Raw genomic sequence first — 20076 nt, 5'->3', positions numbered from 1 at the left:
ACTTTTAGCAGAGAAAGGAATTCCGCAGACAGCCTGCTTTATTTTAAGTGATAGCCCTTACACATGAAAAAACTTTTACAATTTGCATCATTACTGCTTTTATTTTTATGTGCGTCGGCCTCCTGCACACAGCCGGCCTCTGAAGTAGAAACAGCCAGGGCAGGCGTGGGAACGTATGCCCCCGGCACCGCAGCAGCCGCCACTACTGTTTATGTGGTGCGGCATGCGGAGAAGGATATTTCGAACCCCCATGACCAGGACCCTGACCTGAACGATGAGGGGAAAGCCAGAGCGGAGGCTCTGCGGGCGTTGCTGCAGGATGTAGAGCTAAATGCCCTGTACGCGACCAGATACGCCCGGACAAAGAGCACGCTGAGGCCTCTGGCCGAAGAGCGGAACCTGGAAATTGCCACTTACAGCGCAAACGATTTTCTGGGGTTAAAAGAAAGGCTGTTGCAGGATCATGCAGGTCAGCAGGTGGTGGTGGCCGGCCATTCTAACACGGTGCTGCCCTTGGTGCAGGCATTCGGAGCAAAAAGCAATATGTCGCATATCCCCGAAACTCAGTATGGATATATCTTTAAAGTAACCATGACCCCAGGTAAAGCTGCCACCGTAGAAATAGAAAAGTACGATAACTGACCTGCCCAAAACTAAGCGGCCGGTTAAAAGCTCTTTCTGAGAAGAAGGAGCTTTTTCATTTGTCACCTGAGCCCGGCTTTTGTGTTGCTGAAGTAGCGGTTTGCAACCTTTTCTGTTGTATGCGTCACAGCCTTCACTGCTTTAACCGGAAACTAAAGGGCTACCACTCTGGTGCTGCTCAGCCTGTCATGTAAGAACCTGGACAGGAAGGCTGGCGCTGCCATGGCAAGGCGTATGACCCAGGCAATGACCGTGAATGGCTTGGTGAAGTAGCGGATGCTGGCGCATTTAAACGAGATACGATCTCCGGATGTGCTGGTCACTTTCAGCCCGAGCAGGTATTTGCCTATGGTAGCCTGCCAGGAAGCACTTTCGGCACCGGCAAAATAAAGCCACCCGAGTAGCAGGTGGAGCAGGCGCTCTGGTTTCAGAAATAGGGCAGATTCGTCGCTGCTTATGGTGTAGTAGTCGGCTATGCCGATAATGGCGGAGAGTAGCAGGCAGTCTAGTAGCAGCGCCATGGCACGCGAGCCTGCGTCCGCAGTCCGGGGTTTAAGTCTGGAGTTGTTGTAAACAAGCTGCATAGAGTATGTAGAGATGAAATTACGACGTCTTCTTTTATACTCCCGGCGTGCAATCTGGTTACAGGGGGCTCGTTTTCTTCCTTGTCAGAACAGGGTAAGCTGCTGTTCTGGCTTCAGCGCCCCCTCGTGCCGGAGGAGCCACTCTTTGCGCCACAGGCCGCCCGCATAGCCGGTCAGGCTGCCATCGCTGCCGATTACCCTATGGCAGGGCACTACCACGCACAAAGGGTTTCTGCCGTTGGCGGCTCCTACTGCCCTGATCGCCTTCTCCCCGGAAATGGCTTTGGCTACCTGCAGGTAAGAAGCTGTTTTGCCAAACGGAATAGCCTTCAGCTCCTCCCAAACCTGCCGCTGGAAGGTGGTGCCGTGCGGCGAAAGGGGCAGGTCGAAATGCCGGCGTTCCCCCCTGAAATATTCCGACAGCTGGGCCGTGCAGGTTTGCAGGCACGCCGGAAGGTCTACTGAGCCAGCTGATGCCGCCTCCACAAAAAGCACGGACTCAATGGCGTGCGCGGTGCTTGTTATTCTGATCCAGCCAATCGGGGAGTTCAGGTACGTGGTAGATACTTTTGCTTCCATAGTTGTAAGTTACCAATTCTTGTCAACTTATAAAGCCCGGACAACTGCGCGTTCGCCGGAGTATGCCTTTTGGTGGTTTGCGTGGTTCAGCGCAATTATTCGAATGGAAATGGCCTTCCGGAGGCGCTTTATCATTTCAGGTTGGGGGTTTCTGGTACCATCTCCGATTAGCCAATTACAAATCCAAAACCTGACAGGCAGCAACCACCTCGCCGGCCGATTCAGCAGTGCAGGGGCAAGCAGAGCCCTTCCGTCGCCAAGGCTCTGGAAGGGCTTTTTGATTAGAATAATTCACCGGGACCATGTCTGCAGGCATGAAAAGCCACGCTCATGAAGTCTGGCGGCTCTTGGAATCGGGCTGCTCCTTACTTTCTGGCTACTGTTTTTTCGGCTGGGGTAAATTTCTCAATCGGATGCTTTATCGGTTCCAGGCTCATCAGGTATTTATAGATGGCGCGCAGGTCACTTTCCTCCATGCCGCCGTACATGCTCCAGGGCATAATGGTGTTAAAGTCGCCGGGCGCTACTTTCTTGGCCAGCGCTTCAGGCGTGGCGGTGTCTTTAAAGCGCTTCACAAAGTCCTCTTCTGTCCAGTTGCCGATGCCGGTGCTTTTGTCGGGGCTTATGTTGGCGGAGCGGAGCGTGCCGATCGGCATGGCAAACTCCATACCGCCGGCGAAGTCCATGCCCTCTATGTTAGCACCTTTTTCTTTAGGGGTATGGCAATCGGCGCAGGCCCCGATGGTCGCCAAGTATTTCCCTTTGGCCAGCACGTCGTTCAGGGCTGTTTCTTTGGTGGGGGTGGAGTGGACAGGCATCGTGCGCAGAATCAGGTTCATCGGGAAATCTGCCTTGGAGTCAGGCACCGGGTTTTTGATAGGCGCCAGCGTGCGTATATACGCGATAATGGACCGTATATCGGTATCCGTCATTTTGCCATACGACGGATAGGGCATAACCGGGAAGAATGGTTCACCTTCCTTGTTCACACCTGTGGTAATGGCGCGGTAAATCTCCCCGTCGGTCCAGGAGCCGATGCCGGTTTCCGGATCGGAGGTAATGTTGCGTGCATAGAATGTGCCCGGAAAGCCCATTTCATGGCTGAAGCGTTCGCCACCTTTGCCTTCGGTATGCGGAACTACAGGTCCTGAAAAGCGGCTCCAGTCACGCTCCGAGTGGCAGTCGATGCAAACGGTAACATGGTTTGCCAGGTATTTGCCCCGGGCTACGAGCACATCGGTTTTGTCGAAGGCAAGCGCGGGGGCAGGATCAACATTGGGCAGGGCAAAGCGTACATACAGCACACCTGCAGCAGCTATCACCACAACTGCCGCCAAAATAAACCCGATAATTTTGAATAATTTTTTCATTGTTAAAGCTAATTGGTTAGGTAGAGGAACAGGAAGGCTTGTGCAAACAAGTCTGTAGAGGCGGATAGTTAGCTAATTTCAAAAATAAATAGAATAATTGCAAGTATATACCTGGCTTTTGCTATATTATTTTGTCTGTTATAACGCTGATATACAAGCTGATAAAGAAAAAAGCCGCAGAAGTACGAAACTTCTGCGGCTTTCTGACTCGCTTAGGCTGATTATTGAAATGTATCCTGGCTGTCTATCACTTTCACGTTTTCTACATTGAGCTGATAGGTCGAAATGATGTTGTCTTCGGCCACTACCTCTGCTGGCAGGCCTTCCTTCACCAGGTTGGAGTAACTCATGGGCGAAGGCGTGTTCTGCCGCAGCGCCTCTGCCAGCGCCTCCGCCTCGCTGTCGTCAGTCACGATGGTGACGAACATGTTGTTCACCTGCCAGTATTTCTTCACCATGTTGTTCACATCTTCCACAGTCAGCTTTGCCAGCAAATCGTCCATCTCCTGCAGGTAGTCCTGCCGGCCATAGAAGCGGGAGTCCATCAGGAAGCCGAGCTGTTTCTCCTCGGTCTGGCCATAGAGTTTCATGTAGGAGCGAAGGAACTTGCGCGTGAGCTCAAAGTCCTCCTGCGACATGCCGTTCCGGATCAGGTTATCTACCTCCCGGATGGCGAGGCGCAGGGCGAAATGGGCATGGCCTACGGTTACATCCTTTAGTTCCGGGTACTGCTGGCGCAAACCCTTGGCAGTCTGCACCGGCCTGATCCAGAGGGCGAAGTAATTGGAGGTGCGGGGCACGCCGGGGTTAGGAAGCATGTTGCTGCCCCCGTTGTCGTACCACTCTATGTAGGAGTAGTCGCCGTAGTTCATGGAGCGGGTGCTGCGGATCTTGTCGTAGAGCTTGCCGTAGCTTTTGCGGTGCTCACCCAGGTACGAGTTGGCCACCATGAGCGCGGCAAACTCATCGGCAGTGCGGGTAAGGGGCATGGGCGTACCCGTAAAAATGGCTGAACCAAGCGCATTGGTCTTTTTAATGATCTCTACCTGCAGGCCGTTTGGCTGGTTGGGCCTGCCTGCGGCCGGAATGTTTGGCTTCGCTTCGGGTAGCTGCGCCACGTCCTGCTTCAGCTGGTTCAGGAACTCGGGGCTGTAGTTGCCGGCTACGCCCAGTATTACGTTATGGCGCGTAAAGAAATTGCGGTAGTGGTTTTTTACATCTTCCAGGGTAATGTTCTTTACACCTGCGGAGGTTCCTTCTGGCTTATGCTGGTAGTTGGTGCCCCTGAACAAAAGATCCTCCAGCGCCTTTTTACTGTACTCCTCATCCGAAGAAGCCCTGATGACCTGGTCCACGTAGTTCTGCTGGTTCGAGATAACGCGCTTAAAATCTTCTTCGGCAAAGGCGGGCGTCAGGATAAGGCCACGCATGATCTGGTAAAACTCGTTCAGGAAGTCCTGGTGCACGGCAAAGGTAAAGGTGGTCACTTCCTTGTCTACGTTCACGGAGTACTGGGCCGCCATCGGGTAGAGCCTGTCCTTGATCTGGGCCAGCGACATGCTTTGGGAGCCACTCTCTGTGAGCAGTTGGGCAGTGGTAAAAGTGAGTCCTTCCTTGCCTGCCGGGTCAGACATGGAGCCGTTTTTGAACATCACCTTAAACGTGACCTTGTTCGACTCCGGCCGGGGCAGTTCCACCACCTTATCCGGGCCAAAGGCCAGGTTGGCATCGTAGGTGCGTGGGCTGGAGAATGTAGAAGCGGGTGGCGTGGGAGTGGCCGGTGTGACAGTAGTTTGTGCAGCCTGCGGTTGTCTGGCACATGCCAGGGCCACAAACACAACAGGTAGTATATAAACAGCTAATTTTTTCATGCGAGGTAAACTAACAGATGTTGATTGAGTGAATAAGGTGCCAAGGGTTATTTCACAGGCGATTTTTCGGCAGGGGAGATGGTGCCTACCGTCAGGGTCTGGTTTGTGAAGTATTTTTTGGCTACTGCCATCAGGTCTTTGGCCGTAATGCTGTCGTAGAGGCTGTAGGTGTTGTTCAGCGACTCCGGGTCGCCGGTGAGCCAGGTAAAGCGCGCCAGGGCGTTGGCAATGGCATCGGGGCTGTCCATGCTCATGGCGAAGCCGTATTTTATGCGCGATTTGGTTTCCTCTATTTTCCGGCTGTCCATGGGTTTGGTTTTTGCTGCATTCAGCGCCTTTGTCAGCTCGTCTTTCACGTATTGTAAATCCTCCGGCTTTACCACAGAGGCAGCTACCGTGATAAGATTCGGATCGCGGGCGAATTGCGCGCTGCCGCCTATAAACCGCGCCCTTTGCTCGTTTACCACCAATTTCCGGTACAGGTCAGAATTTTCGGCGAACAAGAGGGTGGTGAGGATATTGAGCGCCGGCAGGTCTTTGTTTTTGTCGGAGAAGGCGGGGCCTTTGTAGTTAAGACTCAGGTAGGGCGGAAAACCGGTTTGTTTCACGTGCGCGTGGCGTGTTCTGGCCTGCTTTGGCTCTACCGGAATGTCAGGCTGGTAACTGCCACGCTCCCAGCTGCCAAAATACTCTTCCGACAGCGCATTCACGCGCTCCGGCGTTACATCGCCCACCACAATAATGGTGGTGTACTCAGGGCGGTAAAAACGGTCGAAAAACTTAAGAGAGTAGTCGTATTGGTTGGGCATGTCTACCACATCCTTAAAAAAGCCCATAGTGGTGTGGGCATAGGTGTGCTTGGTAAAGGCGGTGCTCACGGTTTTTTCGTAGAGCTGCTGGTAAGGGTTGGCTGAGTTTTTGGTGTACTCACCTTTCACGGCACCGGCCTCTGTCTTAAAGTCGTGTACGGAGTACTTCAGATTCTGGAAACGATCGGCCTCCAGCTCAAACATCTTGTCGAGCATGTCGGCATTGCCGGTCATGTGGTAGAGGGTGCGATCCAGGGAGGTGTTGGCGTTGGCGGATGCGCCCATGGCTTTCAGGATGTCGCTGTAGGCCTCGGTCGGGTATTTGTCGGTGCCGCGGAACATCATGTGCTCAAAAAAGTGCGCAAAGCCGGTTTTGCCCTGCTCCACCTCTTCGCGCGAGCCTGCCCGCACCAGCAGGTAAAACGCCGCCAGTCCGGGGCTGTTGTAAGGAACCGTTACCACGTTGAGGCCGTTGTCGAGCTTTTTCTGGTGAATGGGGTAGGGCAGGATCTTGTTGCTTGTGCTGCTCTGGGCTACTACTGCCGGAGCGGCAAAGGCCAGGAGCAGCCAAAGGGCGATCAATCTATAGTTCATAGAAAAATTGTTAAGATGTGAGTTGTGAGTTGTGGGTTGTTGCGATTGTTTTACGGGTATATATGTAGCAAAAGTTGTGCTGGAAGTGCGGAGATTTGGTAGTGTTTTGTGCAGCATAAAGCCTGTTTCAGGTTCAGGAATGAATTATTCTAATACAAATAGACCTCCAGAACTCTCTTCTGCTCCTGCTGCTGCTCTCCGCCGGATGCAGGGGAATGATTATGCCTGCTGAAACGGGGGGCTAGGCTGTGGCACAAAAAAAGCCGGCTAAAGTAGCCGGCTTTCCTTCTGGTATAAGGTGTTCTTAGAGCAGGCCGTTGTTGATGATGGCAACAGCTTCCTCTACATAGATATCAGTTTTTAGATTTTTCAGGAAAGCCTGGTTACGGGCTACCTTGGCAGTATCGCCGTTGATGACATTTAAGTCCTGAGGAAGCCTTGACACCTGTAGCACGGGCACTTCTTTCTGAGCCTCTTCGAATCGTTTTGCCTCTGCCTCCGCTTTTTTCTCCTCTGCTAAATAGGTGGTGTATTTCAGCGAGCGTGTGGTGTTATCAGAGAGTTGTTTCAGGCGCCTGGCACTTTCTTCTATAAGGGTAAAGCTTTGGTTCTCTGCAATTCTCTTGCGGCTGTTGGCCTGTATCCTGGCAAGGTTTATTTTGCTGTTGGTCCAGGGTTTGTATTTGGCTGGCGCTATTTCATCAAACGGCAGCGGATACTCCTGGTCTTTTTCGCCAAACTCCAGGTAGCTATAAGTGTCTGGTAAAATAACATCGGGTTTCACTCCTCTCAGCTGGGTGGTGCCGCCATTAACTCTGTAGAACTTCTGGGTAGTAAGCTTCAGCGCCCCAAACGGCTTAAAGGCATCGTACTGCGACGACAGGGCATCGTCGAGCTCGAAGAACTGCTGCACGGTTCCTTTGCCATAGGTAGGGCTGCCTATAATAACAGCGCGCTTATAGTCCTGCATGGCGGCTGCCAGAATCTCGGAGGCCGAGGCGCTGTTTCCGTTTACCAGCACCACCAGCGGACCGGCAAACTGCACCTGCGGCCCCGGGTCGTCCAGAACCGCTACTTTGCCGGAAGAGGATTTTACCTGAACGATCGGCCCTTTTTCGATAAACAGGCCTGCCATTTCAATAGCATCGGCCAGAGAGCCGCCACCGTTGTTGCGCAGGTCCAGCACCAGGCCATCGGCTCCTGCGGCCTTTAGTTTTTCTACTTCCTTCTTCACGTCGGCACCGCTGTTGCGGCCACCTTCCCTGCGGTCGAAGTTGGCATAGAAGCCTGGCAGGTTAATATAGCCTATCTTTTTGGTATCTTCTATCAGGGCCGACTGCGCAAACGTTTCTTCAATAATAATCAGGTCGCGCACAATCGGGATAATTCTGGAGCTGCCATCCGGCTTTCTTACCGTTAGGCGTACTTCGGTTCCTTTTTTGCCGCGGATCAGTTGTATCGCGTCATCCAGGCGCATGCCTTCTATCAGCACAGGTTCCTGGTCGCCCTGGGCTACTTTCACAATAGCATCGCCTGGTTTCAGTTCTCCCTGGCGGAAAGAGGGGCTGCCAGGTACGATCTCCATCACCTTAATCTGACCGTCTTTTTCCTGCAAAGAGGCGCCAATACCTTCCAGCGTTCCTGTAAACTCTATGTCGAAGTTCGATTTAGCTTTCGGGAGCAGGTAGTTGGTGTGCGGGTCATACACATTGGTAATGGCATTGATGTAAGTGGAGCGGCGCTCTTCTCTGGTAATCTTGGCCAGCCGCTTGTAAAGCTCCTCGTAAGAGGTCATCACTTTTTGGCGGGCTTCTTCCTCGAGTTGGGCAAATGTCTTTTTCGCGGTTTTGTCATCGCTCTTCAGCGCAGCTTCCTGTCTTTCCTGCAGGCCGGTGAGCTGCACCAGTGTCTGGTACTTGAGCTGTTTGCGCCATGCTTCTTTTAAAGCAGCCGTGTTTTTGGCGTAAGCCAGCTTTTTGCCATCCAGTTCAATCGACTCCTCTTTTTCGAAGTCAAAAGGCGTCTTTAGAATTTCTCTGTAAAAAGCTGCCGCTTCCTGGGTGCGCTTCTCGATCAGGTCAGCAGATACGTCAAAAAGCTCGTAAGATCCCATCTTTAGCTGGTCGTCTATCTGCTTCTCATATTTTCGCAGCTGCGCCACATCAGACTCCAGCAAAAATTTCTTGTTAAAGTCGAGGCGTTGCAGGTACAGGTCAAACACTTTCTTTGAGAAGGCGTCATCTACTTTTTCGGGCCGATAATGAACGCTGTTCAGCCCCTGCATCAGGGCCTGGATCAGTATTTCATTTTTTCCTTCCGGTGTATGGTTTTTGCTGTAAAGAATAAACGAGCCTGTTACAAGTATAACAGCTAGTACTGACAGCAATATTTTTATTCTGGTTGTCAAGGATAGCATCTGTTTTGTAAGTTGAACTAATTACTAATACGCAAAAGTGATGCCGTAGATTTTGCTGGCAATCAAAAAGAGCATTAGCGTGTAATGTAAATAAATGTTGCCACTTTGCAAAAGCGGCAACAGAGTTTAGGACTTGTCTGAACCATTTTTCCTATGCAACTGGCTCCCTGAGCAGCCTGTGGAGGAGCACTTTCTACGGTCCTCTGAAAAATAATCTCGTCGTGGAAGCAGGATTATTCATAACCGATTTTCCTGATTTTTCGTTTCCTGAACGGAGAACAAATGCAAGAGCTATGAAAAAAACAGATGAAGATGTGGTGCATAAGCTGCAGGAGCTTACCGAGTTCGTTAACGACCGGGTAGAAGGTTATGAGCATGCGGCCAAAGAAACTGAAAATCCGGCCCATACCTCTTACTACCGGGAGCTGTCGAGCCAGAGCAGGAAATTTGCCTCTGAGCTGAACAGCCAGATAAGTAAGTACGGTGGCAGCAAAGAAACAGACACAACCATAAAGGGCAAAATTTACCGGCAGTGGATGGATCTGAAAGAGACGCTGACAGGCCACAATGAAGAGGCGGTCATCAACTCTAACCTATATGGAGAAGAATGGGCCCAGAAAGCCTATAACGACGCACTGGCCAGCGGCGAACTGCCCAACGATCTGCAGCAACTGATAGAGCAGCAAAAGCAGGCATCGCTAAAAGCTTGTGAGCAACTTAAAAAGATGAAAAGCGCTGGAAGCTAGGCACGTATGGCATGATTATAATAAGAAGGGCTACTGATAGCCCTTTCTTTTTGAGTTTAGGAATGGCAGAAGCTGGAATATGAAAAGAATCTTGTTTTTTGGAGATAGCCTGACAGCCGGGTATGGGCTGGCGGCTTCTCAGGCTTACCCGGCGCTCATTCAGCAGCGCCTGCTGGAGCATGGCCACGATTACCAGGTTGTAAATGCGGGTCTTAGCGGCGATACAACAGCAGGAGGTGTTCATCGCCTGGACTACTGGCTGAATCAGCCGGTCGACATTTTTGTGCTGGCGCTGGGCGCAAATGATGGCCTGCGGGGAATACCGGCCAGAGAGACTTCGCAGAACCTGCAGGAAATTATAAATAAGGTGAAGAAGAAATGCCCGGATGCCAAGATTCTGCTCTCTGGTATGGAGATCCCGGATATTGTGCCAGGACGCTACGCAGCTGAGTTCAGGGTCCTTTTCCGGGAATTGGCGCTCAGGAACAATGTTCATTTCCTGCCTTTTTTACTCGAGGGCGTAGCAGGAATGCAGCAACTTAACCTGCCAGATGGCCTGCACCCCAATGCAGAGGGGCAGAAGGTGCTGGCAAACCATACCTGGACCGTATTGCAGGAGTTGTTATAAAGAAAGGAAGACGCCGGTAATAGAGCGCCTCCCCCTGCCTGTTATAAGCCTGATCTTTTTCTGAGAATGTCTTTTTGGTCCAGCCTGAATCGCATAGCCTGTTCCATCTGGGCCATTTTTTCTTTTCGGGTGCTTCTGGCCCAAAGCCCGAAAGGATTGGCAAGCGCTTCTTCCGGCTCATTCAGAATCGATTCGAACCTGTCTATGGCTTCTTTGTGTGCGTCAATGGCCTGATCCCAGTAAGCCATGTCGAAATCTTCTGGTTTGGTTTCCCGGAGTTTTTGTAATTGCTTTTGCTGGTCCTCGTTCAGCGTTCCTGGTAGCGAAACCCCATAATTGCCGGCAAAGTCGCGGAGTTCATCTTTTTTTGAAGAATACTGATCCACCATCTGCTGCCCGTATTGCTTTACCTGGTCCGACTGGCCTTTCTCAGCCGCCAGCTGCCCCAGTTCGATCTGCATTAAACTGGCTCTGGCCGCAACCGGAAGCAGTTCGCGCTTCTCAGCGCTAATGGAGTCTATGTCGCCGGCAACGGCTTCGGTTACTGTTCCTGCTTTGGTTTGCTGTTCTGTGTTTGTGCCGGAGTCGCAGGCGGCAAAGGTAAGGGTGCCGAGTAATGCACTGGCTACAATAATGTATTTTTGCATAGTTTATAAACGTTAGGTATAGTAGTTACCTAATGCATACGAAACTATTTAAAATTGTTTGCTCAGGCTGTAGGAGAAGGTAGGGGTGAGCACCTTGTACAGGGATGTTAAGGATAGCGGCTTTGGAATATAACTTGCGACAGCACTGTATTGGTGCGCCAGTTCTGTAAGCTCAAAACCAATGGATGCTGTAAAAATTGAGATAGCCGTTGGCTCGGTGATATGATAATTGAGCGCATGGTAGGTATCCAGGAAATAAATACATCCGTTATCAGGCAGGTTGATGTCCAGCAGGATAAGATCCGGAAAAGGAATACCGGTGCCAGAGCTGATATTGTTTAAGAACTCGATAGCTTCGGGCATGCTCTGGCACACCGTTATAAGCTCAGATGCGTTTGCATCTTCCAGTACAATCTGCGAGAACAGGTTGTGGATAGGATCGTTATTTATGAGTAAGATGTGTTTTAACCTGGGCATAAAATACTATTATGTCGCGAATATGTAATAGAATATCGCAATATATATTAAATGTGTTTTAATCCAAGCTTTTTTTGGAGGATTTATTTAAAGATTTAACAGGTGTGTTGTAAAATGCTGGTATTCAATGTTATATTAATAAAATGTATTGTGGCTTCTTTATGAATTTAATATATTTTATTTTCTCCTAAGATGCCTTCAGGCTAGTTTGGAGAATTACCCGGAAGTATAAATAGTTATCCGGAACAACAACAAAAAAGGCTGCCCCGCAATGGGCAGCCTTTTAGAAGTAAATTATAAGTCGACCGCTACATCCTATTAGTAATAGATATGCTCACCTCTGTTTTTCTGGAAGTGGGTCTCAAAATAGCGGGCATCTTCCTCCGTCTCCGGTTTAAAGCCTAATACGATGTTGCCTTCTTTAATGCCTGACTCATAGACTTTGGCACGTTCTTCTGGTATACCGGCACCCACCAAGGCTCCGATAAGACCACCGGTTAAGCCACCGGCGCCAGCCCCAGCCAGACCGGCCGCCAACGGACCGGCCACTATAAGGCCTAGACCAGGTATGGCTACAGAAGTACCGATGGCAGCTACTGCGCCTACTATGGCACCAAGCGTACCGCCTATGGCAGATCCTGCTCCAGCACCTTCCAGCGATTTGTTTCCTAACTCGGTGTTTTCGTCGTTATCGCCAAAATGGCGCTTGCGGGCATCATCAGACATTACAACGTTAATGTCGTCTTTGTCATAGCCCCGCGAACGAAGTTCGTTGTAAGCACGCTCTGCACTGTCTCTGTCTCTGAACATTGCTGTCATCATGCCAGCTCTATCTCTGTCGTTTGTCATAGTTTTATTTTTTTTAGTTTTATGAAGTTAAGTCGGGTTTTTAATAACCGTTTTATTGTAAACGACTATTAAAGGTATTGGTTTCGAGGGTTATAGCTCTTCCTTCATTATCCGAAAGCGAAAGAGGAACCATATTCCGGCAAAGTATTTCATGAAAAACCCTCCGCGGAGGAGGGGTTTTCAGAGGTTTTAAATAATAGGTTTGTTATCTGGTAACACCGGTATCAGCAACTGGCGTGATAATAGCGTCTACCACATGGATTACCCCGTTAGAGGCTTTCACGTCAGGCTTTACAATAGTTGCGCCGCCAATGGTAGTGGTATTTGCTGTAACATCGATTGGAATATACTTGTCATCTCCGGCGCCAATACGTTGTGTGCTGGAAAACTGTACCGACGAAACATCTGCACCCAGAAAGTGCGACTGAAGTGTCTGGATCAGTTCTGCTTTGTTTTCAGGCTTCATGAGGTACTCCAGCTTGCCTTCGGGTAAGGCGGCAAAGGCTTCGTTAGTTGGGGCAAATACCGTAAATGGTCCTTCTGTTTCTAAGGCAGAAGCCATATCGGCCTGTTCAACCAGTTTAATGAAAGTAGAAAGGTTGCTGCTGGTTCTTGCCAGCTCCAAAACACCCATCTGTTTGGTGTCTTCTATCTCATCGAACATGTCGCTATAGGCGATGTCGTCTGTCAGCACGAGGCCGCCACTGCGTACATCAGATTCGTAACGAACAGAGTCTGATCCAGTAGCAGTTTCCGTTCTGGCCATATCTGAGTTCATATCGGTCTGGTGTGTCTGGTCCATTTGTTCATCGGTACCTGCCATGCGCTGCGTTTCGCTCGTGGTGGTGTCATCCATCGCGGTACTGTTCATCTGGTCGTTGGAACTTGCACAGCTAAACATGGTCATGGATATTACAGCTATGGCTGCCAATGGTTTTAACATTCTCTTTTTCATAGTACGTGTCTTAATAAATTAATAATTTGTATTTAGCACTTTCCTGCCTGAGGTTAAGATGCTAATCACGTAAACTTATTAAACTGAATAAAACAGAAAATGTTAACTTTTTGATAAAATAATTTTTGCGGAGCTCTAATTGAGGTTACCCTTAGACTTTTTTTATAAGGCGTAGGCTAAAATAAGGCGGACGTTTACGCTGGAAATAAGCCGTTTAACTATTTAATAGCAAATAGAGATAATTGTGGTGTTAAGAGCAAGTGATAAAAGTGCAAATATGGTCGCTCAGGGGTATGTTATTGGTTAAGTTCTCGTAGCCAATGAGCGAAAAAAGTAGCGGATGAAGTATGGCAAATGATGTGGGAGATCCCTTCAGTCAACTGGCAGGCGAGTTCCGGAAGCCTTGCTATCTGACAAAAAAAAGAAGGCAGTTGCGGCTGCCTTCTTCTTGGTATTGGATTGTTGTATAGTGTTTAGTTATAGACCTTTACCACAAACACGTAATCCTTCAGCTTTTTAAGCTGCTGGGGCCTGCCGTTGCCTGCCAAGTGATTATGGCGTGGCAGGGCTACTTTTGTTGAGTCAGTGGTAAGCATATCGCCCAGCACCTTGAGCAGGTAAGCTGACTTAACGGCAAAGGCGGCACCTTCCTGGCCTGCCTGTTTGCCACTGATAATGCCGATGAGGTTTCCCTTGTCATCCAGCAGTGGACCGCCGCTGTTGCCAGGGTTCAACGGAATAGAGATCTGGTAGGCAGTGGTATCGCCCTCGAAACCAGTGGAGGAACTGAGCGATCCTTCGCCGAACACGATGTCCTCGCGCGGGTATCCTAACGTGAAAACTTTCTCCCCCAAGTCAGACTCTGTAGTTTTAAAGGTATAAGGCAGCTTCCCGAAGCCCTCAAAGGCAGGGTCCTCTATTTTCAGAATTGCCAGGTCGTGGGTTTTGTCGCGGTATACGGCGTTAACTTTAAAGCGCAGGCCGGCCTTGTTCTCGATCATCACAGAGTCGGCTCCCTCTATTACGTGCGAGTTGGTTACGATGTAGCCATCGGATGAGACAGCAAAGCCGGTGCCGCTGAAACGGGCCGTACGTGGCGCAGGCTTCTCGGCTTCGGTGCCCATAATCCCGTCTATAATGGCGCGCTGTTCCTTTTTGATCCGCTCTACTTCGCGGCGCAACTCTACATAGCGGGCTGTTTGCTGCTGTACAGGTTCCTTCAACTGCTGCACACTCCATAGGGTGCCGAAAACCGAAAGCAGCGATACGCTGGCGGCCACAGCCATGGTCTGGCGATGCTTGTTCCAGAACACCTTGAACATGGAGGGGGAGGCAGCTGCCGACTCTGCCACCATTTCGGTATGCATCAGGTTAAGCTTCTGCTGCAGCGACTGCCGCTGCCCGTGCTGGCGCATGGCTTTCAGGAGTGTCTGGTGCTCGCGCACTTTCTCTGCCAGACGGGTATCGGTTTGCAAGAGCGCCTCGAAAGCCACTTTCTCCTCGGCTACCATGCCGCCGCCCAGGTAGCGCTCTATCTGCTCATATATGCTGTAGTCAAACATTTTTATAGTATCTAAGGGCCTCGTTTTGGCGAAGGCGTTAACCCTAAACCGGGTTGTTTAAACTTGCGGCTTGTAGGCCGTGAAAAAAATCTTTTTTAACCGCTGCAGGCACTTATACTTCTGGTTTTTGGCTGTGTCGGAGTTGGTGTAGCCAAATTTGTCGGTAATGTCCTGCATGTTCTGCATGTGTATATAATAGTCTTCGAGCAGGCTGCGGCAAGGTTCGCCGAGCTGCGCCAGGGCATCGCCCATCAGCTCAAACTGCCGCTCATTCTCCTCGTGCTGCGCTATATCGTCCTCTGCCGGAAGAAAATCCTCTGCGTCGTCAACTTTTACGGCGTATCGACCTTTCTCTGCCAGCCGCTTTAGCCACAGCCGCCTGCAAACAGAGTACAGGTAGGTTTTGATCTGGCAGGTGAGCTCCAGGCTGTTATCCTTTATCTTCTCGTAGAATACGATAACCCCTTCCTGATAAATATCTTTGGCCTCGTCTTCGGTTCCGCTGTTGTTGAGGATAAAATGAGCTATCATCGGGAAATGAAGTTTGTAGAGGTAAGCAAGGGCTCTGTCATCGTCCTTACGAATACCTGCTAGTATCGCCTCATCCGTCTCATACAAAGTATTCTCCATTCCTTTCAAGATTTAATACGCCAGGGGCCTTTTTGTAACCCACAGAAAAAAAATAATTTTATTTTTAGAAACGCCGGGTTACCTCTGTTCATTTTCTGTATGAATGTTCAAAATCGATACTAAACACTTAATTACAAACACAAAATGAAAAATTTATTTAAAATCGCCGCTGTTGCTTTTGCTGTTGTTACTTTCACTGCTTGCAACGACGCCGCTACTACTGAAACAGAAGCTACTGAAACTGAAGTAACTACTGAGGAAGTAATTACTGAAGAAGCTCCAGCTGAAGAAGTTGTAGTTGACTCTACAGTTACTACCGAAACTGAAGTTACTACTGAAGAAGTTGCTCCAGCTCAGTAATTTTAAAACAGAACTGCAATAGTTTACTTATAGTTCTACATACACACAAAAAGGCTCTGTGCTTCGGTACGGGGCCTTTTTGTTTTTGCACGGTTGAGTGAGTGCCCTCTGGCTCAGGGTCTTACGAGTTCGGGTTTCTTTCAGGCAGCAGCAATTATTCTAATGAAATTGCCCCTCCGGAGGCTATTTTAGGGCACCAGACGCAGGAGTCACGTATCACGATACTCGTATCAGGTAGTAGTACGACTTAGGGCACAAGATCTTTTAAAGAGTTAAGAGCTTTCTGAGGTTGCTCTGGCAATTCATCTCCAAACCGCCAGATCAGACATTCAACAATCAGCAACTAACTATTAGCAACCAGCAATCAAATTATTCTAATGAAAAAGTCCCTCCGGAGGCATTTTATTCACCCTGCTATGGCCTTACCGGAGACGGCTCATGGGCTCAGTCTGTTTCAGGCTTTTGCTTTGCGGCGTTCCATCTCTTTGCGGATCAGGATAAGCTCGCGGCTGCTTTGGCCTGCAATGGCTGTGTTCTCGTTCGCCCGGCGAAGCAGGTAAGGCATAACGGCCTCCACCGGACCGTAAGGTACGTATTTGGCTACATTATACCCGGCTTTGGCCAGGTTGTAAGATAGGTTGTCGCTCATGCCATAGAGCTGGGCAAAGTAAATGCGTTGGTCGCCGGGAGCTATTTGCTGCTTTGCCATCAGGTCGAGGAGCAGGTAACAGCTTGCTTCGTTGTGGGTGCCAGAGCAGATCGCTATGCGGTCCAGGTGCTGCATGCAGAACCGTAGGGCATCGTCAAAAAGCTTGTCTGATGCTTCTTTTGTCGGGTTGATCGGGCTGGGGTAATTTTCGTTCTGGGCACGTTCGCGCTCCTTTTCCATGTAAGCTCCCCGCACCAGCTTGGCTCCAAGGTAGTACCCCGCGGCCAGCGCCTGCTCATAGTCGCGCTGCATCACCTGCAGGCGGTCGTGGCGGTAGAGTTGGTAAGTGTTATAAACAATGGCTCTGTCCTTGTTGTAAAGTGCCATCATCTCGTAAGTCAGGTTGTCGATGGTATCTTGTATCCAGCTTTCTTCGGCATCAATAAAGACACGCACGCCTGCTTCGTGGCAGCTTTTGCAGATACTGTTAACGCGATCGCGGCCGCGCTCAAAGGCGCCCCGCTCATCAGCTGTCAGTTCCTGTTGCTGCTGCACCTTTTCCAAAAGTTTTGTATCTATGAGGCCAGTCATTTTAAACACTGAGAAGGGAATGTGTGGGTTTCCTCTTGCCTTGGCTACAGTGCGCAGGAGCTCACGATAGGTGGCCTCAAAGCTTTTCTCATCGCCCTCGCCCTCTACCGAATAATCCAGGATGGTGCCAATGTTGAATTTGGCCAGTTCTCGGATAGTCTCCTCCGACTCTTCTATAGTTTCTCCGCCGCAAAAGTGGTCGAATATAGTAGGCTTTATGATAAACCGGATCGGCAGGTGCAGTTTAATGGCTGTGTTGAGTATTGCTCCGCCTACTTTTACAAACGCGCTACTGTTCATAGATTTAAACATCCAGTACATTTTAAGCAGGTCAGCGTCAGATTTAGAAGAGAAGGCGACAGCCGTGTTGTCGAAGGATACGGTTGATGTAGGGCTCATTAGATTCTTGCTAGGGTTGGCAAAGATACTGCTTGGTGCTGGTTTTATAACAAAACTGATATACCGAAATTTTGTTTTCTGGCAGTTTTAAAATGGAGTTGAATAGCTGCTGGCACTTAGCCTGGTGCCGTGGCCGGTAAGAGTGGCCTTGCTAAAGCAGTTGCCAAAGGCAGGAGAGCCCTGGTTTTGGCTTATAGAAAGAAGTAGGAGGCTTTTTTACTCATAAATATAAAATCAGGGAAGTTGCTGGCTCCTGTTGCCGGACTGGTGCAAAATAATTTGGTAAACAGTGGCAGGAGATATAGGTGGAGATGTGCTAAATGTGAAAAATTTAATAAAAGAAGCTGCTGCTTGAAATATAAGCGCCGATAAGATGTATTAGTTGCAAATATGCATAGAATATGGCTGGTGAGCGCTATGTTTGGGCCGTGTTGGTGCTGCCGGCTCTCCTATGGCAGAGAGTCCCTGATCTACCCTAAAAGGCAGGTTAGGGGGCTCTCTGTTAAGGTCCCTGAAAATTCATCAAGGAGTCTTAAAGTTTGATCTCTATAGGCTACGGCTTGTTTTGTTTGGGTTTCCGGGCGCGGCCGCTGGTGGTTGGCTTGCTGGCCTTTCGTTGGATGTACACGGCCGACGAGCCTTTGTCGTCTTCTTTTCGGATGGTAAAAAGGTCTTTGTGTGCTTTAATGAGCTGTATGAGCTGGCTGTAGCCAAATGTCCGGGGGTCGAAGGCGGGGTCGAGCTGGCGAAGGGCCATGCCCATGGTGCCCAGGTGTGCCCAGCTGTCTTCACCCACAGCCATGCTGTAGGCTTCTTTGAGCATAGGAACCGGGTTTGGCCTCGGATTTTCCTGGCCGCCCGGCGTGTTTTTGTCTGCTACCGCTATTTTCTGATCGTCTATGGTTTCGGTCAGGTTTTCGGTGTAGATAAAGATGTTACAGGCGTTCACAAAGGGCTTAGGCGTTTTTCGCTGCCCGATGCCCATCACAAAATTGCCAGATTCGCGTATGCGCGTAGCAAGCCGAGTGTAGTCGCTGTCAGACGACACAATACAGAAGCCGTCTACCAGCCCACTGTGGAGCAGATCCATGGCATCTATAATGAGGGCGCTGTCGGTGGCGTTTTTGCCGACCGTGTACCGGAACTGCTGAATAGGTTGTATGGCGTGGTTGTTCAGGCAGTCTTTCCAGCCGTTCATCTGGGGCGTGGTCCAGTCGCCATAGATGCGGCGTATGGTAATGGGGCCGTATTTGCCGACCTCGGCCAGGAGTTTAACGATAAGGTTAGGCTGAGCATTATCGCCATCAATAAGCATGGCCATGCGCTGCGGTTTTTTTTCGGTGAAGGGATCTGTCATATCAGAATGCTTTTTAATGGCGGCTTTTGTTGAAGCCATTTTGAGCTATATAGTTTTAATGTTATACTTATAAAGCAAAAATTTGTATACGGTGCAAGTTACAGATAAGCTATTACACAGGGTGTTCCAAAACGCATTATCTCATAAACAGCACTTTGTTCACCTGAATCAGCCCTTTTATAGGACGGAAAAGATGTTACACACAATATTTACTTGGTTCGATGGCACCACCCAATCTCAGGCCCCAGGTATTTAACTCCAAGGAGCCACTGGCTCATACCTATTCTATTATCGCCCACGACCCTAGGGCAGGCGAAATGGCTGTGGGCGTACAAAGCCACTGGTTTGCGGCTGGCACGGCGGTGCCCTGGGCAGAGGCGGGTGTGGGCATGGTGGCTACACAGTCGTTCGTAAACAAGTCTTTTGGCTTGCGGGGGCTGGCGCTCCTGAAGGAGGGGAAGTCGCCGGAGCAGGTGCTGGAAAACCTGCTGGCCGATGACGAGGGGCGTGAGGTGCGGCAGGTGGCCATAATGGATGCCCAGGGGCGGGTGGCGGCCCATACAGGGAGCCAGTGCATCCGGTATGCCGGCCACGCTACGGGCAAACATTTTTCGGTGCAGGCCAACATGATGCTGAGTGCCAAAGTATGGCTGGCCATGGCCAAAGCCTTCGAAACAAGTGCCGGTAAACCACTGGCCGAGCGGGTGCTGCAGGCCATGGAGGCAGCCGAGAAAGAAGGAGGCGATATCAGGGGCAGGCAATCGGCAGCGCTGGTGGTAGTGAAAGACAAAGCTAGCCCTGAGCCCTGGGACGATAAAACCATAGACCTGCGCATAGATGACCACGCACACCCATTAGAAGAATTGGCGCGCCTGCTGAAGATTTACAGGGCCTACGAGCATATGAACAATGGCGACCTGGCAGTTAGGCAGGGGCAAATGACCCAGGCCATGGACGAATACGGAAAAGCCCAGGCCATGTACCCGCAGAACCTGGAGATGAAGTACTGGCATGCCATTACGCTGGCTAACAACGGGCAGGTAAACCTGGCGCTGAAGCTGCTCCGCGAGGTATACCGCAAAGACAGAAAATGGCGCTACCTCACTTCCCGGCTACCAGAGGTAGGCTTGCTCCTGCTGCCAGAGAAGGAACTAGCCAGGGTGCTCGAGCTAGAGTAGGGGGAGTAAAATACAATCTGTAGTTCCTGGACCCACAGTAGCAAGGGAGTTGAAATCAACTGGAGATTTTAATAAGTATATCGAAAATTTCAATTTTGAAGGCGACAGCTACTGCTGCCTATATATTGTTTGTCGGTTTTCAGGCCATTTATCCTAAGGCAAGTAGTGCGGTAGCCGAAAGTA

19 protein-coding genes are annotated in these 20076 nt (G+C 50.2%); 5 read left to right on the top strand and 14 right to left on the bottom strand.

Translation table 11 applies throughout. From position 1 onward, the window contains the following. Positions 1 to 63: 63 nt before the first annotated feature. Positions 64 to 642 carry a histidine phosphatase family protein gene (locus FJM74_RS13000; RefSeq protein ID WP_187263047.1) on the top strand — a complete coding sequence of 193 codons (579 nt, stop codon included), beginning with the start codon at positions 64 to 66 and terminating at the stop codon, positions 640 to 642. Between the two features lie 152 nt (positions 643 to 794). Here FJM74_RS13000 and FJM74_RS12995 read toward each other — a convergent pair whose 3' ends face one another. From FJM74_RS12995 to FJM74_RS12970, 6 genes are all read right to left on the bottom strand, one after another. After that, entirely contained in the window at positions 795 to 1226 is a 432-nt protein-coding gene (locus tag FJM74_RS12995; protein ID WP_187263046.1) for an RDD family protein, read from the bottom strand. Between the two features lie 84 nt (positions 1227 to 1310). After that, positions 1311 to 1805 carry a methylated-DNA--[protein]-cysteine S-methyltransferase gene (locus FJM74_RS12990; RefSeq protein WP_187263045.1) on the bottom strand — a complete coding sequence of 165 codons (495 nt, stop codon included), beginning with the start codon at positions 1803 to 1805 and terminating at the stop codon, positions 1311 to 1313. Between the two features lie 365 nt (positions 1806 to 2170). Beyond that, a complete protein-coding gene (locus tag FJM74_RS12985; RefSeq protein ID WP_187263044.1) occupies positions 2171 to 3175 on the bottom strand; it encodes a c-type cytochrome in 1005 nt (334 codons plus the stop codon). 221 nt (positions 3176 to 3396) lie between these two features. After that, a complete protein-coding gene (locus tag FJM74_RS12980) occupies positions 3397 to 5046 on the bottom strand; it encodes a M16 family metallopeptidase (RefSeq protein ID WP_187263043.1) in 1650 nt (549 codons plus the stop codon). 47 nt (positions 5047 to 5093) lie between these two features. Beyond that, positions 5094 to 6449 (bottom strand): M16 family metallopeptidase, encoded by a 1356-nt coding sequence (locus FJM74_RS12975; RefSeq protein ID WP_187263042.1) that lies wholly within the window; start codon positions 6447 to 6449, stop codon positions 5094 to 5096. Between the two features lie 304 nt (positions 6450 to 6753). Continuing rightward, positions 6754 to 8865, bottom strand: a complete 2112-nt coding sequence (locus tag FJM74_RS12970; protein ID WP_187263041.1) for a carboxy terminal-processing peptidase — start codon at positions 8863 to 8865, stop codon at positions 6754 to 6756. A gap of 293 nt (positions 8866 to 9158) precedes the next feature. Here FJM74_RS12970 and FJM74_RS12965 point away from each other — a divergent pair, with 293 nt between their 5' ends. Together FJM74_RS12965 and FJM74_RS12960 are read left to right on the top strand one after the other, a co-directional pair. After that, positions 9159 to 9611, top strand: a complete 453-nt coding sequence (locus tag FJM74_RS12965; RefSeq protein ID WP_187263040.1) for a PA2169 family four-helix-bundle protein — start codon at positions 9159 to 9161, stop codon at positions 9609 to 9611. 79 nt (positions 9612 to 9690) lie between these two features. Beyond that, entirely contained in the window at positions 9691 to 10239 is a 549-nt protein-coding gene (locus tag FJM74_RS12960) for an arylesterase (RefSeq protein WP_187263039.1), read from the top strand. 41 nt (positions 10240 to 10280) lie between these two features. On the opposite strand, the gene FJM74_RS12955 is transcribed toward FJM74_RS12960, so the two are convergent. The 6 genes from FJM74_RS12955 to FJM74_RS12930 all read right to left on the bottom strand — a co-directional run bounded on the left by FJM74_RS12955 (position 10281) and on the right by FJM74_RS12930 (position 15359). Then, positions 10281 to 10886: a DUF4142 domain-containing protein gene (locus FJM74_RS12955; RefSeq protein WP_187263038.1), complete on the bottom strand. Its 606-nt coding sequence runs from the start codon at positions 10884 to 10886 to the stop codon at positions 10281 to 10283. 48 nt (positions 10887 to 10934) lie between these two features. Further along, positions 10935 to 11363, bottom strand: a complete 429-nt coding sequence (locus FJM74_RS12950; protein ID WP_187263037.1) for a response regulator — start codon at positions 11361 to 11363, stop codon at positions 10935 to 10937. 318 nt (positions 11364 to 11681) lie between these two features. After that, positions 11682 to 12212 carry a hypothetical protein gene (locus FJM74_RS12945; RefSeq protein WP_187263036.1) on the bottom strand — a complete coding sequence of 177 codons (531 nt, stop codon included), beginning with the start codon at positions 12210 to 12212 and terminating at the stop codon, positions 11682 to 11684. A gap of 205 nt (positions 12213 to 12417) precedes the next feature. Further along, complete coding sequence (locus tag FJM74_RS12940; protein WP_241739128.1) at positions 12418 to 13167, bottom strand: fasciclin domain-containing protein; 750 nt, start codon at positions 13165 to 13167, stop codon at positions 12418 to 12420. A gap of 473 nt (positions 13168 to 13640) precedes the next feature. Next, a complete protein-coding gene (locus FJM74_RS12935; RefSeq protein WP_187263035.1) occupies positions 13641 to 14729 on the bottom strand; it encodes a S1C family serine protease in 1089 nt (362 codons plus the stop codon). Between the two features lie 57 nt (positions 14730 to 14786). Next, entirely contained in the window at positions 14787 to 15359 is a 573-nt protein-coding gene (locus FJM74_RS12930) for an RNA polymerase sigma factor (protein WP_187263034.1), read from the bottom strand. A gap of 144 nt (positions 15360 to 15503) precedes the next feature. Between FJM74_RS12930 and FJM74_RS12925 the strand changes: the two genes are divergently transcribed. After that, positions 15504 to 15719: a hypothetical protein gene (locus FJM74_RS12925; protein WP_187263033.1), complete on the top strand. Its 216-nt coding sequence runs from the start codon at positions 15504 to 15506 to the stop codon at positions 15717 to 15719. 454 nt (positions 15720 to 16173) lie between these two features. Here the strand turns inward: FJM74_RS12925 and FJM74_RS12920 are convergent, their stop codons facing one another. After that, on the bottom strand, positions 16174 to 17358 hold the full coding sequence (locus FJM74_RS12920; RefSeq protein WP_187263032.1) for a proline dehydrogenase family protein: 1185 nt from the start codon (positions 17356 to 17358) through the stop codon (positions 16174 to 16176). Positions 17359 to 17911: 553 nt separating this feature from the next. Beyond that, positions 17912 to 18754: an NYN domain-containing protein gene (locus FJM74_RS12915; protein ID WP_241739127.1), complete on the bottom strand. Its 843-nt coding sequence runs from the start codon at positions 18752 to 18754 to the stop codon at positions 17912 to 17914. A gap of 182 nt (positions 18755 to 18936) precedes the next feature. Between FJM74_RS12915 and FJM74_RS12910 the strand changes: the two genes are divergently transcribed. Further along, entirely contained in the window at positions 18937 to 19893 is a 957-nt protein-coding gene (locus FJM74_RS12910; protein ID WP_187263031.1) for a DUF1028 domain-containing protein, read from the top strand. The last annotated feature ends 183 nt before the right edge of the window (positions 19894 to 20076 follow it).

Source organism: Pontibacter beigongshangensis, assembly GCF_014332515.1.
Lineage (GTDB): Bacteria > Bacteroidota > Bacteroidia > Cytophagales > Hymenobacteraceae > Pontibacter > Pontibacter beigongshangensis.
The sequence above is the reverse complement of the archived record's forward strand: the minus strand, read 5'-3'. Positions and strand labels throughout refer to the sequence as shown.